At 33.8% G+C, this 15,137-nt stretch carries 12 protein-coding genes and 1 tRNA gene; 1 reads left to right on the top strand and 12 read right to left on the bottom strand.

Going from position 1 to position 15,137, the window contains the following annotated elements; all coding sequences use genetic code 11:
• Positions 1-153: 153 nt before the first annotated feature.
• From asnS to ftsH, 9 genes are read right to left on the bottom strand one after another with little or no spacing between them, the layout of a single operon-like run.
• Positions 154-1,527: an asparagine--tRNA ligase gene (gene asnS, locus BLP60_RS07385; RefSeq protein WP_092065593.1), complete on the bottom strand. Its 1,374-nt coding sequence runs from the start codon at positions 1,525-1,527 to the stop codon at positions 154-156.
• A 14-nt stretch (positions 1,528-1,541) separates the two neighbouring features.
• A complete protein-coding gene (priA, locus tag BLP60_RS07390; RefSeq protein ID WP_092065595.1) occupies positions 1,542-3,848 on the bottom strand; it encodes a replication restart helicase PriA in 2,307 nt (768 codons plus the stop codon).
• Between the two features lie 59 nt (positions 3,849-3,907).
• Entirely contained in the window at positions 3,908-4,621 is a 714-nt protein-coding gene (locus BLP60_RS07395; RefSeq protein WP_092065597.1) for a hypothetical protein, read from the bottom strand.
• Position 4,622: 1 nt separating this feature from the next.
• Positions 4,623-5,489, bottom strand: coding sequence for a UTP--glucose-1-phosphate uridylyltransferase GalU (gene galU, locus BLP60_RS07400; RefSeq protein ID WP_092065599.1), 867 nt, complete (start codon positions 5,487-5,489; stop codon positions 4,623-4,625).
• Between the two features lie 23 nt (positions 5,490-5,512).
• Complete coding sequence (gene glmM / locus BLP60_RS07405) at positions 5,513-6,862, bottom strand: phosphoglucosamine mutase (protein ID WP_092065601.1); 1,350 nt, start codon at positions 6,860-6,862, stop codon at positions 5,513-5,515.
• A gap of 10 nt (positions 6,863-6,872) precedes the next feature.
• On the bottom strand, positions 6,873-7,775 hold the full coding sequence (locus tag BLP60_RS07410; protein WP_092065603.1) for a CdaR family protein: 903 nt from the start codon (positions 7,773-7,775) through the stop codon (positions 6,873-6,875).
• Positions 7,776-7,778: 3 nt separating this feature from the next.
• A complete protein-coding gene (gene cdaA, locus BLP60_RS07415) occupies positions 7,779-8,534 on the bottom strand; it encodes a diadenylate cyclase CdaA (protein WP_092065605.1) in 756 nt (251 codons plus the stop codon).
• Entirely contained in the window at positions 8,525-9,370 is an 846-nt protein-coding gene (folP, locus tag BLP60_RS07420; RefSeq protein ID WP_092065607.1) for a dihydropteroate synthase, read from the bottom strand. Before folP ends, cdaA begins: the two co-directional genes overlap by 10 nt.
• Before the next feature lie 14 nt (positions 9,371-9,384).
• Positions 9,385-11,253: an ATP-dependent zinc metalloprotease FtsH gene (gene ftsH / locus BLP60_RS07425; protein ID WP_092065609.1), complete on the bottom strand. Its 1,869-nt coding sequence runs from the start codon at positions 11,251-11,253 to the stop codon at positions 9,385-9,387.
• 245 nt (positions 11,254-11,498) lie between these two features.
• Between ftsH and BLP60_RS07430 the strand changes: the two genes are divergently transcribed.
• A tRNA-Sec gene (locus BLP60_RS07430) sits at positions 11,499-11,592 on the top strand.
• Here the strand turns inward: BLP60_RS07430 and argH are convergent.
• The 3 genes from argH to argF all read right to left on the bottom strand — a co-directional run bounded on the left by argH (position 11,577) and on the right by argF (position 15,134).
• On the bottom strand, positions 11,577-12,980 hold the full coding sequence (gene argH, locus BLP60_RS07435) for an argininosuccinate lyase (protein ID WP_092065611.1): 1,404 nt from the start codon (positions 12,978-12,980) through the stop codon (positions 11,577-11,579). The two genes, BLP60_RS07430 and argH, sit on opposite strands and share 16 nt — an antisense overlap.
• Positions 12,973-14,169: an argininosuccinate synthase gene (locus BLP60_RS07440; protein ID WP_092065613.1), complete on the bottom strand. Its 1,197-nt coding sequence runs from the start codon at positions 14,167-14,169 to the stop codon at positions 12,973-12,975. The genes argH and BLP60_RS07440 overlap by 8 nt, the downstream gene beginning before the upstream one ends.
• Positions 14,170-14,234: 65 nt before the next feature.
• Positions 14,235-15,134 (bottom strand): ornithine carbamoyltransferase, encoded by a 900-nt coding sequence (gene argF, locus BLP60_RS07445; RefSeq protein ID WP_092065615.1) that lies wholly within the window; start codon positions 15,132-15,134, stop codon positions 14,235-14,237.
• Positions 15,135-15,137: the final 3 nt, after the last annotated feature.

Consider the following 15,137-nt stretch of genomic DNA (forward strand, 5'->3'; position numbering starts at 1 on the left):
AACTTGTCAATAACTTTTTTTCCACAACCCCAATCACCACTCCAACTCCAAAACAACTCTCTCCAACCCAACTCCATCCCCTCGTGGCGAAGGAGAGAAGATAAACTTTTTTTTATTTTTGTCAAGAAGAAAAAAAGTTTTTTTAAAATTTTTCTAAAACTCCAAACTTTTCGGTGTCCTAGGAAAAGGGATCACATCTCTAATATTACTTACTCCTGTTACAAACATAATAAGTCTCTCAAAACCTAAACCAAAACCAGCATGAGGTACGCTACCAAATCTTCTCAAATCCAAATACCACCAATATTCTTCTTTATCCAAACCAACTTCATCCATTCTAGTCTCTAGCACGTCTAGTCTTTCTTCTCTTTGACTACCCCCAACTAACTCACCCACTTTTGGAACCAACAAATCCATTGCTGCTACTGTTTTCTGATCCTCATTAAGACGCATATAAAACGCTTTAATCTCTTTGGGATAATCAAAAACAAACACAGGCTTTTTAAAATAGTCTTCTGTCAAATATCGCTCATGCTCAGTTTGAAGATCTAACCCATACTTAACAGGGAACTCAAAACTTCTTTTAGATTTTTGCAAAATATGAATAGCTTCACCATAACTAACTCTCTCAAAAGAAGAATTTAACACTAGATCTAATCTATTCTTAAGTTCTTTATCAAGGAATTTTGCAAACAACCCTATATCATCTTCACAGCTATTCATTATATATTCTACTAACCATTTTACCAAATCTTCGGCCAAGTCCATATCATCCTCAAGATCTGCAAATGCCATTTCTGGTTCTAACATCCAAAATTCAGCCGCATGTCTAGGAGTATTAGAATTTTCTGCTCTAAAAGTGGGACCAAAAGTATATACATCACCTAAAGCACAAGCTAAAATTTCTGCTTCTAATTGTCCTGAAACTGTAAGATGAGCTTTTTTACCAAAAAAATCTTGAGTAAAATCAATTTGCTTGTTTATCTTTTGTAAATCTAACGCTGTAACAGTAAACATTTCTCCTGCGCCTTCACAATCCGACCCAGTTAATATGGGAGAGTGAACATAAAAGAAGCCACGCTCATTAAAAAATTTATGAATTCCAAAGGCTAAAGCAGAGCGGACTCTATTAATAGCCCCATATTTATTTGTCCTAGGCCTAAGATGAGCTATTGTTCTCAAAAATTCATCACTATGTCTCTTTTTCTGAAGTGGATATTTATCTGCTGGAGCTTCGCCTAACAATTTAATTTCATTTACTTGAATCTCCCATTTTTGTCCTTTTCCTGGAGATTCAACCAAATCACCTTTAACACTTACAGCAGCACCTGTAGTAAACTTCGACAAACTATCTTTAGATATCACATCCCAGGACAATATCGCCTGAATATTCTTTAAGCAAGAACCATCGTTTATCTCCAAAAAAGAAAATCCTTTTGAGTCTCTTCTAGTTCTTATCCATCCCTTTATTACAATATCCTTTTGAGCATTTTCTGATCTTAAAGCCTGCAATACCTTGAGTCTCATCTTTTCCTCCTAAATTATAAAATGCTTACAGGATCTAAGTCCAAAATTAATTGGACTTGTCTTTTTTTACTTAATACTCTCTTGTCTAAAAGATTTGTTTTTAAATTTAGGAAAAAAGTCCTAATATTACTCCACTGTAAACTTTTAAGTAAAATATGATATCTATACTTAGAGTGCAAATAATAAATAGGAGCAGGAACTGGTCCTAAAACTTTGCCTTCAAAATTTTTAGCAAAAATCAAACACTGTTTAGTTAACTCATCCAAAAAAACATCTTTTTCTTCCCAATCACGAGCAAAACTCACCCTAATAAGCCCTAAATTAACAAAGGGAGGATAATCAAAGAGTTTTCTCTTTTTTAACTCTTGCTTACAAAAACCGATATAGTCTCCATTTTCCACAAAATTCCAAAAATCTAAGGCTTTATTTCTTGTTTGAATATAAACTTCTCCTCTTTTATCCCTCCTTCCTACACGTCCACAAAGCTGAACCAAAAGCTGAAACAATCTCTCTCTAGCCCTATAGTCAGGAAAATTCAAACCCAAATCACCATCTAAAACAATACCCAGAGTTACATTCGCAAAATCATGTCCTTTACTTAACATCTGCGTACCTATTAAAACTTGCCCCTCACCTCGCTCAAAAGATTGTAATATCTCTTTAAATTTATGCCGAGATTGAACTATATCTTTATCTAATCTCAAAATTGTTATATTAGGGAACTTTTTTTTCAAAAACTCTTCTATTTTTTCTGTTCCTTCTCCATAAAAAGAAAAATTAGAAGATTCACATACAGAACAAATAGGAGGAAATTTTATTTTAAATCCACAATAATGGCACATAAGACTATTATTTTTTTTATGATAGGTAAGACTTATATCACAAGAAGGACACTTGATTGTATTTCCACAAGAACTACAGTATAAAATAGGACAATATCCTCTCCTATTATGGAGAATTATTACTTGTTCTCCTTTTGTAATAACATCAGATAGTTTATCAAAAATCTTTTGAGAAAAAATATCTTTATTTTGCTTATTTTTTAAGTCAATAACAATAATTTTTGGTGGCAAACTTAGACCAAATCTCTTGTCTAGAGTATGTTTAAAAATATTACCTTGATTCGCAGAATAAAAAGTTTTTATATCTGGAGTAGCCGAACCTAAAAGTAATAATGCATTATTTTGCTTTGCTAAAAAATACACAATTTCTTTGGTTTGATAGTATATTCCTTGCTCTTGCTTATAACTTTCGACATGCTCTTCATCTACTATAATCAAACCCAATTTATAAAAAGGCAAAAAAATACTTGATCGTGTTCCAATTATCAAAGTAGGAGTATGAGAAGAAATATAAAAAATTCTCTGTTTCTCTAAATCAGGCAAGTTGCCAGTATAAAAATAAATATGTTTATAAGATAAAAGTTTTTTTAATCGCTGGAACATCCCCCAAGCAAGAGCAACTTCTGGCAAAAGTAAAATCGCACTTTTCCCTTGTTCTAGACATTTCTTTAACAAATGAAGATAAACAAAAGTTTTTCCACTCCCAGTGATACCATGTAATAAATGGGTTTCAAATTTATGTGTAGTTAAAACCTGCTCCATCTCTTTTGCAATATTATATTGAGAATTATTTAATTTATATTCAACAGAAGATAATCTATTTTGTAGTGTTTTCTCCTTAAAAATTACAATTAATCCTTCTCTTTCCAGTTTATCGAGAGATGAATATATATTTTTTTTTGCCAAAAAAGATTTAATTTCTGATATAGATAAGACATTATTCTCTTTTAATAAATCTATAATAGCTTGTTTTATTTTTCCTCTTATTTTTTTTACACTTTTATTTTTTAATTTTACCAAAAAATTATCACTATCTTTAAAAAAATAAACTTTTTTCTCCCGCCAATAAGTAATATATCGTGTATAATCAACATCTGAAGATAGTATTTTATCTACAGAATATACTTTTGAACCTATCCATATTTTCCGTGGTATTTTTTTAAAGATACTAGGTAAAACATTGGACAAAATTTGAGCAAAATTTCCTGCATAACGTTTAGACATATCTTCGATTAACTTAAAATATGTTTCAGAAATTAATGGATTCTCTAAAGGTAAAACAATCCTTTTTAAGTTAAATTCACAATCGCTATCTAGAAAACAAATACTTTGCACAATCCCAACACATATCCTTTTTTTACCAAGAGGTACAACCACTCTTGAACCTATCTTTAGGTCCGAAACTTGAACTTCTAAAGGAGGTAAGTAATCTAATTTTAAATAAGGAGAGTTTAAAAGAAATACTTTAACTACATCCATATGCCTTCAATTAAAAATATAACTGTTGATAATTAAAAAGGACCTTACAAATCTAGGATTTAAGGCAGCGAACGTAGAAGATTCAATAAAGGTTTACAAGATATAGGTAGAAAGCTACCCACTGCTGAGTATCTTGCATCAAACCATTCTCTAGAGAATTGAATATTCTGAGATCTTGTATTTATACGTCCCCATTTTATTTGAAACTTCCTAGAAAACGACAAATTAGTAATCCACCCCGAGGTAGGCAGATAATAATTACCTAAATATACAAAATCTCCCCACCCTAAAGAAACCGTTCCTAATCTCGCACCAAGAGGATAAAATCTCTCATTTGCTAAATAAAGACAAAAAACATCTTCTCCTATTTTAAGAGCCAACTGATCATTCCAACATACATATCGTTTCTTATTCCAACTCACTCCCAAGGACTTCCAAATTGTAGGAGAATAGAAAAAACAGTCTATTATACTCTGACTGGGGGCATTAGCAAAAGTGCTTGCTATTACCTTATGTCCATTTCTAAGACAAGCCCCCACCACCTGTAGTATACCATTTTTTAGTTCCACCCACTCTTCTAAAGATCTCTCTTGACTCTTCCAAATCCTTATACTCAGTGCAGGATTTTCCCACTTAATTTCACACTCTAGATACTTTAATTTTGAATATTGTTCTTGCCATTGTTTACTTATATCTTCAAATTTCGGGAAAAAAGCCTCTCCTTTTCCAAGGTTTAAAAATAAAATAACTATTAATAATAATATTTTTTTCATCTTAACAACTTAATAATTCTTTTAAACTATTTAATAATTCACTTTTTAATTCTTCATCTTTGAGTCCAAAGTAAATATTTGCGGTTAAATAGTCGACCCAGTCGCCAATATCAAATCTTTTCCCCGATACTTTTACAGCAAGTAAACGATTTTCTTTAGCTAAAAAATGAAGTGCGTCTGTAAGTTGATACTCTCCCTGACTATCTGGTTTAACCTGTTCTAAATATTCAAAAATATCTGGAGTTAAAACATATCTGCCCACTACTGCCAATCTAGATGGTGCATTCTCTGGTAAAGGTTTTTCATGAAGTTTTTTCACCCTAAATAAACCTGGACTAATCTCTTCTCCACCAATAATTCCATAATTGGATACCCTTTCTAAAGGCACCTCCATCACTCCCACTACAGGCATTTGTTCTGTCTTTGCAACTTCTATCAGTTGTTCAATGGCAGGAGAAGGACTAAAAATTAAATCATCACCCACTAAAACTGCAAAAGGTTCTTTTTTGACCACTTCTCTAGCACATAATACTGCATGTCCAAGACCGAGTTGCTCTTTTTGACGAACAGAAATAATATTAACCATCTCTGCTACTTTAATCACTTGATCAAGCAAGTCTTGTTTTCCTGCTCTTTTTAACACCATTTCCAAAGAAAGATTCCTATCAAAATGATCTTCCAATGCTCTTTTATTTTTATTAGTAACAAATACAACATCAGTAAGTCCTGCCATCATAGCTTCTTCAACCACGTATTGAACAGCTGGTTTTCGATAAACAGGTAACATTTCTTTTGGTATATTTTTAGTTGCTGGCAAGGAACGAGTACCCCATCCAGCCACAGGTATGACTACTTTTTCTATTTTCATTGTATCCCCCTTATGCTTTTATACTAAAGCAATTCTTTTTCTGCTATATCTACTAAATAATCCATCCATTTGTCCACTAGATTTAAATTTTCTGCTTCTACCATTATCCTTAAAACAGGTTCAGTACCTGAATATCTTAACAAAACCCTTCCTTTACCCTGCAATGATTTTTCAGCTTGTTGCAGAGCTTTACATATTTGTCTGCATTCACCTAAAGGCACTTTATTTTTTACATGTATGTTCTTAAGCTTTTGAGGAAAGGGGGTAAGAAGTTTCCTCCAATAAGATAATGGTTTGCCTGTTTTCAACATAATTTTTAAAAGTTGCAAAGCTGTTACTAAACCATCACCTGTAGTAGTAAAGTTAAGAAACACCATATGTCCTGACTGTTCTCCTCCTAATATATATCCACTTCTACACATCTCTTCTACTACAAATCTATCTCCTACAGGAGTTCTAACTAATCTTCCTCCTTTCTGTTCCATAAAAATCTCTAAAGCCATATTACTCATTACTGTGGCGACCAATGTTCTTTGCGGCAAAGCATCTTTTTCTAATAAATAATTAGCACAAATTGCCATAATCTGATCACCATCTAAAATGTAGCCCTCATCATCAACAGCAATAAGCCTATCTCCATCTCCATCCAGACAAAATCCAACATCAGCCCCAGTCTCTTGCACTAAAGAGGCTGTTACATCAGGATATAGTGATCCACATTTTTTATTTATATTGAGTCCATTAGGTTCTACTCCTATTTTTATAACCTTTGCTCCCAACTCCTCAAAGACCAAGGGAGCTACCTTATATGTAGCGCCATTAGCACAGTCTAAAACCACTTTTAAGCCATCTAAAGTTAAATCCTGAGAAAACGTATTTTTTAAAAAAACAATATACCGTCCAGGACTATCTTCTATCTTTATAGCCCTTCCTAGCAAATCTGATTTTGGAGTATTCCACTCTACATCTGGAGAAAGAACAAGTTCACTAATTCTATTTTCTATCTCATCAGACAATTTAAAACCTTTGGAGTCAAAAAATTTTATACCATTATCCATATAAGGATTATGCGAAGCTGAAATCACTACCCCTACATCTGCACGCATATTCCTGGTTAAAAAAGCAATAGCTGGAGTTGGCATAGGACCAACTAAAAAGACATCCATTCCTGAAGCACAAAAACCAGAAGTCAAAGCTGATTCAAAAATATATCCAGAAAGTCTTGTATCTTTCCCAATAACAACTCTATGTCTTTTCATTCCATTTCTAAAAATTTGTCCCACTGCCAACCCAACACGTAGAGCTATCTCTGGTAACATTGGGAATATATTTGCTTGTCCTCTAATTCCATCAGTACCAAAAAGTTTTCCCATTTATTCTCCCTTATTTTATGATTATCTTTGCACTCATTGGTTTTTTTTCTAAAATCAAAATATCTTTTGAACGCCTTACTTGTATAGGAAACTCATATTTACCTTTACCTTTATTTTGTAAATCAACAAATACTTTAAAGTCTTTTTTCCATTTATTTTCTTCCATTAAATAAAGTGGTACAGAAATATATAATCTACACTTCGATGGCTTAAGATAGATTTTCCTCTTTTTCAGTTTATTCTCAACAGAAATATTTCTTACTATCCAAAACTCCTTTCTCTTTGGAGATAACATAATTTTTACATCAACACTTCCTATTTCTGAGTTTATTTCTGGAAGCAAATCCAAAGGAACCATTTCCTCAAAAGAACACTTTTCAAAAGGATTAATTATTATTTTTTTCGTTTTTATTTTTTTAACATCATTTAAAATTTTACTTGGTCCTCTTACTAAAATTTTATTTGGAATAGATGAGACTTCTTCTACTTTAAAATATCTCTCAAAATGGCGAACAGAGGATTTCCAATCAACTACTACAGGTACATTTTTATGAGCTATTTTATCAATATTAATTTCTAAGCGAGGCGGAAGAAATGAAACAACTTCTACCGGTAAAGGTAGTTTAATAGCTTCTCCATCTAGCACTATTACGTTTTGTCCTATTTTAATTTTAGAAAGATCTAAACTATAACTATATTTACCTTGTTGTAATCTTTCTAAAACTGCCCTTGTTGCCCTTACCCTAACCTGAATTTTAGAAGGAAGACCTCCTGTTATAATATAATTGTTAGGTAAAGATTCAACTTCTAATGGCACTTCCATCCAATAATCGACTTTTTCTCTCCCACTTATTAAATACCAAACAAAAATAGCCAGTAAAAGAGCTAAAAGCTTATATTGCCAATTACGCATAACTTACCTTTCCAGTACAGTTTGAACGACTCTTCTTAGCCTAACCTCATCCAAAGCAGAAGTTAATTTGCCTCCTATAGCTACAGAAATTGTTCCTCTCTCTTCAGAAACAACAATAGAAACCGCATCACATTCTTCGGTAAGACCAATAGCAGCTCTATGTCTTGTGCCCAAATCTGACCTATGTTTAATACCCACAGCCAATGGCAACACACAACCAGCTGCCTCAATCTTACCTTTTCTTAAGATAACTGCTCCATCATGAAGAGGTGAACCAGGATAAAAAATACTCAACAATAATTCTTTAGATAACTTAGCCTTTACCTCAACTCCTCTTTCAATAATATCTCCCAAAGGGATATTCTTTTCTAATACTACAATAGCCCCTATTCTCTTTTCTGCCATTTTAACTAAAGCTAATACCAACTCGTCTAAAATTTTTTCCTCTATCTTCTCTTTAGAAAAAATTCTTTTGGCCCCTACTACAGCCAAAGCCCTTCTTATATCTTTTTGAAATAAGATAACAATAACCAAAAAAATATAACTTAAAAAATTACCCAAGAGCCAATGTAAAGTATAAAAACCAAACTCACCAGCTAAAAAATAGAATACTATAACAACTGCAAGGCCATAAATAACAGCAACAGCTCTTGTTCCTTTAACTAAAACTATAATCAAATAAAAAAGATAACTTACTATTAAAATATCTAATATATCTCGCCATGAAATAGTAATTCCACCAAAACTAATTACTGACATGTTAAAGCCTTTACAATTGTTAATGTATGTCTTGTTTCCTTAACTTCATGTACCCTATGAATATACACTCCCTTTTCAGCCATTAAAGCTGTAGCTACCTGAGTAGCCATTTGTCTCTTACCAACTTCAAGCCCTAACAATTTTTCCCACATAGATTTATTAGAAAGCCCCATAAAAATAGGTCTATCAAAGACAAAAAATTTTTCTATATTAGCTAGAATCGTTAAATTATGTTCTAGTAATTTACCAAAACCAATACCTGGGTCTAAGACAATATTCTCCTCTGGAACTCCTTGCTTGACCAATATATTTAGTTTTTTTTCAAAAAAAGCCTTAATTTCTTCTATAACATTCTTATAAAAAGGGCCATCTTGCATATTTTCTGGCCTACCTTTACTATGCATTAATACATATCCTGGTTTATACTCAACAATTACCTCTAAAAGTTCAGGATCAAATTCCCACGCAGAAACATCATTCACAATTTTTACTCCAAGTTCCAAGGCCTCTCTAGCTACCTGTGCTTTATAGGTATCAATAGAAATTATAGCCTCTGGATATTTTTCCATAGCAGCCTTAATCACAGGTAAAACCCTTTCTTTTTCTTCTTCAACAGAAACTCTTTTTGAATAAGGCCTAGTGCTTTCACCTCCTATATCAATAACATCTCCGCCTTCTTCAATAATTTGATCCACCCTTTTCATTGCCTTAGCAATATCCAAATATGCGCCACCATCATAAAAAGAATCTGGAGTGGCATTTAAAATACCCACAATTAAAAAAGGGGTAGTATCCAACCTACCCCCTCTAACTTTCCATATAGACTCTTTTCCCATACCTACCCCATGCCTTAGGAAATTTCAAAATCATCTTTTATTTTTTCCTCTTTTATCTCACTCTCCTTAGCAACATCTTCACTTTTATCCTGTAAAGGTTCTCCTTTTAATATCTTATCCACTTCCTCGCCAGTAAGAGTTTCCCGCTCTAAAAGAGCATTAGCTAAATCATGTAGTTTATTTAAATTCTCTTCTAATATTTTTCTAGCCCTCTGATATGCTTTTAAGACTACTCTCTTAACTTCTGCATCTATTTGCCTAGCAGTCTCTTCACTATAATCTTTATGATGTACAAGATCTCTTCCCAAAAAAATCTCTTGAGAATTATCGCCCCAAGCCAAAGGCCCTAAATTATCACTCATCCCCCATTCACAAACCATTCTTCTAGCCATTTTTGTAGCCCGTTCAATATCATTTCCTGCTCCAGTAGTAAGTTCTCCAAAAACAATCTCTTCTGCTACTCGACCGCCCATTAACACTGCCAAACTAGTTTCTAAATAAGTTTTAGAATATGTATGTCTATCATCAATAGGAAGTTGCATAGTAATCCCAAGTGCTCTTCCTCTAGGAATAATAGAAACTTTATGCACAGGATCTGCTTTGGGAGAAAACTTTGCCACCAAGGTATGACCAGCTTCGTGATAAGCTGTTGTCTTTTTTTCTTCTTCGCTTAAAATAATACTTCTTCTTTCCTTTCCCATTAAAACTTTATCTTTTGCTTGTTCAAAATCCTCCATATCCACCTTATCTTTTCCCAACTTAGCTGCATGTAAAGCTGCTTCATTAACTAGATTTTCTAAATCAGCACCTGAAAATCCTGGAGTACCTCTAGCTATAACTTCTAGATCAACATCATCTGCCAAAGGTGTTCTTCGCACATGAACCTCTAATATTTTTTTACGACCATTTAAATCTGGATTAGGGACCACTACCTGACGATCAAACCTACCAGGTCTAAGCAAAGCAGGATCTAATACATCAGGTCTATTAGTTGCTGCAATTAAAATAACCCCTTCATTTGCTTCAAATCCATCCATTTCTACTAAAAGCTGATTTAAAGTCTGTTCTCTTTCATCATGCCCGCCTCCCAGTCCAGCTCCTCTCTGTCTTCCTACAGCATCAATTTCATCAATAAAAATAAGACAAGGTGCATGTCTTTTAGCTTGAATAAACAAATCCCTAACTCTTGCAGCTCCCACACCTACAAACATTTCTACAAATTCTGAACCAGAAATGGAAAAAAACGGAACACCAGCTTCTCCAGCCACAGCTTTAGCTAAAAGAGTTTTACCTGTACCAGGAGGACCAACTAAAAGCACTCCCTTAGGAATCCTACCACCTAATCTTGTAAATTTTTTGGGATCACTTAAAAAATCAACGACCTCTTGAAGCTCTTCTTTTGCCTCTTCTACTCCTGCAACATCTTTAAAAGTAACCTTTATCTCTTCTTGAGTAATCATCTTAGCTCTTGATCTACCAAAAGAAAGAGCTTTACCACCTCCTCCTTGCATCTGACGCATAAAAAAGATCCACACCCCTATAAGAAGAATCATTGGAAACCAAGAAATAAATACCGAAATATACCATGGAGTCTCTTCTTGAGGCTGGGCTTCCACTTGGACCTTATTCTTTAATAGCAGCTGAATTAAATTGGGATCATTTGTTTTATACACATAAAAACGCTGGTTGTCCGTAAGTACGCCATTTATTTTTTCTCCCTGAATTTTGACTGCCAATACATCCCCATGCTTTACTTTTTCCACAAATTCAGAATAAGTAAGCTTTAATTGACCTGTTTGGGGCTGGTTAAAAAGATTAAACAAAACAACCATGACCAAGGAAATTACAATCCATAAGGCCAGGTTTTTAGAAAAACTATTCATTTATCCTCCATTAATAAAAAAATATTTTCTTAAATAATAAACACGTTATACCCAAAAATATCTATCTTCACCTTTCTTTAGGTCTTTTTTAAATAAAAATCTATTGCGTTTACTTTAAATTATTTCTACCATGTTGTCTATTTTAGAAAAAACGAGCCAAATCATCTCTTGGCACTATTTTTAAAAGACCTTAGAACAAACTCTTGCCAAAAAAAAAGTTTATCTTTATATTTATTTTTCTTGGTGGAAGCGTATCGTCACCGGTGTGGCGCCTGGACTTCAAATCCAGTGGACGGCCGAAAGGTCGTCGGTAGGTTCGACTCCTATACGCTTCCGCCATTTTTTTTTATCCATTCTTTAAGCAAATTAAGTTGAAATTCCACAGACTTAGGACCAGTTCCCCCTTTAATATTCCGTTTTTGTATCGCTTGTTTATAATCTAAAGCCTCAAAAACATCTTCTTCAATTTTAGAACATTCTTTTTTCATTTCTTCTAAAGATAGCTCTTCTAAACTTATATTTTTATTTTCTGCTAATTTTACTAACCGACCTGAAATATGATGAGCTTCTCTAAAAGGTACTCCCTTTAACACTAAATAATCAGCAAGTTCTGTGGCATTTAAAAAACCTTTTTTAATTGCTTTTAGCATATTTTGTTGTTGAAATTTTAACTTTAAAAACATCTCTTTCATTAAAATAAGAGACAATGAAATAGTTTTATGAGTATCTAAAAACGGCTCCTTATCTTCTTGCAAATCCCTATTATAGGTTAAAGGTAAACCTTTTATTACAGTAAGTAATGAAACCAAGTTACCATATACCCTTCCTGTTTTCCCTCGCATAATTTCAGCTACATCAGGATTTTTTTTCTGAGGCATAATGGAAGATCCTGTGGCAAATTCATCTGGAAGTAAAACAAAACCAAAACAAGGATTTGACCATAAAATAATTTCTTCACACAAACGACTTAAATGAGCCTGAATAACACTAGCAATAAAAAGACTTTCCAACACAAAATCTCTATCTGAAACAGCATCCATACTGTTATTAAAGGAAGCTCTAAATCCAATCTCTTTGGCTACAAAATCAGGATTTAAAGCATAGGCACTACCAGCCAATGCTGCTGCCCCCAACGGCGAAACCTCTATTCGCTTTAATGCATCTTGGATTCTTTCAAAATCACGTTTAAACATCCACGCATATGCTAAAAGATGTTGAGCTAAACTAATTGGTTGAGCAGGTTGCAAGTGAGTAAAACCAGGTAAAAGCGTATCTTTGTTTTTGGAAGCAACTTTGACTAAAGCTGTAATTAACTCTCTTAAATATTCTTGCCATTCTTTTACTGCCTTGGCTACATATAATCTAAAATCCAATGCCACCTGATCATTTCTACTTCTGCCTGTATGTAATTTTTTCCCCACATCACCAACTAATTCAATAAGTCTCTTTTCTATATTCATGTGAACATCTTCAAACTCTTTTTTCCACTCAAACACTCCAGTCTCAATCTCAGCCTTAATTTTCTCTAATCCTTGAATCAATAAATTAAGTTCTTGTGGAGTCAAAATCCCAATCTCTGCCAACATTTTAGCATGAGCAATAGAGCCCTGAATGTCCTCTTGGTAAAAATTAAAATCAAATTCCACAGATTGAGTATATTCCTCAACTAAAGGAGATTGATTGTTATCAAACCTACCCCCCCACAGTTTTTTCTCTTTTTTAGGCATTTTTCTTTGCTCCTAAAAACCTAAGTCCTTGTAAACGAATAAAGCCAGCAGCGTCTTTATGATTGTAAACTTCATCTTCTTCAAAAGTAGCTAAGTCTGACTGATATAAACTAAAAGGAGAACGTCTTCCCAATGGATAAACCCCACCTTTATATAGTTTTAACCTCACCTCTCCTGTTACTCTCTCCTGTGCTTTATCCATAAATTCCTGCAAAGCTTCCCTTTCAGGAGAATACCAAAAACCATTATAGACCATTTCTGCATATCGTGGGATTAGGCTATCTCTTAAATGCAAGAGCTCCCTATCTAAACAAATACCTTCTAAATCTTGATGAGCTATATAAATTATAGTTCCGCCAGGTGTTTCATACACTCCTCTAGACTTAATGCCCACAAATCTATTTTCTACCATATCAATTCTTCCAACTCCATGCTTTCCACCAAGTATATTTAAACGTTTTAATAAAGTAGCTGGTGATAAGTTTTCTCCGTTTAAACTTATAGGATTTCCTTTTTCAAAACCTAAGGTAATAATTTCTGGAGAATCTGGAGCCTTTTCTGGCGGAACAGTAAGCAAATAAGTACCTTCTCCTGCTTCCTGCCAAGGGTCTTCTAGTTCTCCACCCTCAAAAGAAATATGCAATAAATTTCTATCACAACTATACGGCTTTTCTTTACTAACAGGAATAGGGATACCATTCTCTTTGGCAAAAGTAATAAGTGCCTTACGCGAATTTAAATTCCATTCCCTCCAAGGGGCAATAGTTTTAATTTCTGGAGCTAGAGCCATAACAGTCAGTTCAAAACGGACCTGATCATTTCCTTTACCTGTAGCCCCATGTGCTATTGCTTGAGCTCCTTCCTTTTTAGCAATTTCCACTAAACGCTTAGCAATAAGCGGCCTTGCAATAGAAGTTCCCAACAAATATCTTCCCTCATAAATAGCTTTGGCTCGAAACATTGGAAACACAAAATCCCGCACAAATTCTTCTCTAAGATCTTCAATATAAACTTTACTTGCTCCTGTTTTTAAAGCCTTTTCTTCGAGCCCATCTAATTCTTCTTCCTGTCCTAAATCTGCAGTAAAAGTAATAACTTCACAATTATAAGTTTTTTTTATCCACTTTAAAATAACTGATGTGTCTAAACCACCAGAATAAGCCAAAACTACTTTTTTAATCTCTGACATATATCTTCCTCCACACAATTCTATAAAAAATCAAAGCTCCCTAATTGTCATGAACAAAAGTAATCTTACGAATAAACCCATTCTAAAATTGCCTTTTGCATATGCAATCTGTTTTCTGCCTGATCCCAAACTATAGAATTAGGTCCTTCTAAAACTTCTTCTGTAATTTCCTCTCCTCTATGAGCAGGAAGACAGTGCATAATTTTTACATCCTTTTTAGCTAACTTTAAAAGCTCTGAGTTAACCTGAAATGCACTAAATTTCTCTTGTCTAATCTCAGCTTCTTGTTCCTGTCCCATTGATGCCCATACATCTGTATTAATATAATCCACCCCTTCTACAGCTTCTTTAGGATCATTGGTACAAAATATTTTAGCTCCCATATTAAGAGCTCCACTTAAAATCTCAGGATCTGGTTCATAACCTTTAGGGCAAGCAATATTAAGTTGAAAAGGAAAATAAATTGCCGCATTTATCCAAGAATGAGCCATATTATTGCCATCACCTATCCAAGCAATTTTTAATTTAGAATAATCTGGTGTACGTTCAAAAATAGTCAAAAGATCACTCATTACTTGGCAGGGATGAAACATATCTGTTAAAGCATTAATAACAGGAATAGAACCATAAGAAGCTAAAACTTCTAATTTCTCCTGCTCAAATGTACGCACTATAAGACCATTCACATATCTTGATAACACTCTTGCAGTGTCCTTAAGAGGCTCACTTCTGCCTAATTGGCAATCTCTTGGGGTCATAAAAATAGTTTCTCCCCCCAGATGTTTAATACCAACCTCAAAGGAAACCCGTGTCCGTGTAGAAGACTTTTCAAAAATTAAAGCTAAAACTTTTCCTTTTAAAATATCCCCTTGCCATCTCTTTTCTTTTATTTCTTTAGCCCGATAAACTAGTTGTTCTGCTTCGCTAGGTTTTAAATCTAAAATAGATAAAAAATGACGCATTATTTT

This window comes from Desulfonauticus submarinus (assembly GCF_900104045.1).
Classification (GTDB): Bacteria; Desulfobacterota; Desulfovibrionia; order Desulfovibrionales; family Desulfonatronovibrionaceae; genus Desulfonauticus; species Desulfonauticus submarinus.

What these genes read in the sequence shown, in the direction of transcription:
- asnS (WP_092065593.1), bottom strand. Translation starts at nt 1,527, where the DNA reads ATGAGACTCAAGGTATTGCAGGCTTTAAGATCAGAAAATGCTCAAAAG.
- priA (WP_092065595.1), bottom strand. Translation starts at nt 3,848, where the DNA reads ATGGATGTAGTTAAAGTATTTCTTTTAAACTCTCCTTATTTAAAATTA.
- BLP60_RS07395 (WP_092065597.1), bottom strand. Translation starts at nt 4,621, where the DNA reads ATGAAAAAAATATTATTATTAATAGTTATTTTATTTTTAAACCTTGGA.
- galU (WP_092065599.1), bottom strand. Translation starts at nt 5,489, where the DNA reads ATGAAAATAGAAAAAGTAGTCATACCTGTGGCTGGATGGGGTACTCGT.
- glmM (WP_092065601.1), bottom strand. Translation starts at nt 6,862, where the DNA reads ATGGGAAAACTTTTTGGTACTGATGGAATTAGAGGACAAGCAAATATA.
- BLP60_RS07410 (WP_092065603.1), bottom strand. Translation starts at nt 7,775, where the DNA reads ATGCGTAATTGGCAATATAAGCTTTTAGCTCTTTTACTGGCTATTTTT.
- cdaA (WP_092065605.1), bottom strand. Translation starts at nt 8,534, where the DNA reads ATGTCAGTAATTAGTTTTGGTGGAATTACTATTTCATGGCGAGATATA.
- folP (WP_092065607.1), bottom strand. Translation starts at nt 9,370, where the DNA reads ATGGGAAAAGAGTCTATATGGAAAGTTAGAGGGGGTAGGTTGGATACT.
- ftsH (WP_092065609.1), bottom strand. Translation starts at nt 11,253, where the DNA reads ATGAATAGTTTTTCTAAAAACCTGGCCTTATGGATTGTAATTTCCTTG.
- argH (WP_092065611.1), bottom strand. Translation starts at nt 12,980, where the DNA reads ATGCCTAAAAAAGAGAAAAAACTGTGGGGGGGTAGGTTTGATAACAAT.
- BLP60_RS07440 (WP_092065613.1), bottom strand. Translation starts at nt 14,169, where the DNA reads ATGTCAGAGATTAAAAAAGTAGTTTTGGCTTATTCTGGTGGTTTAGAC.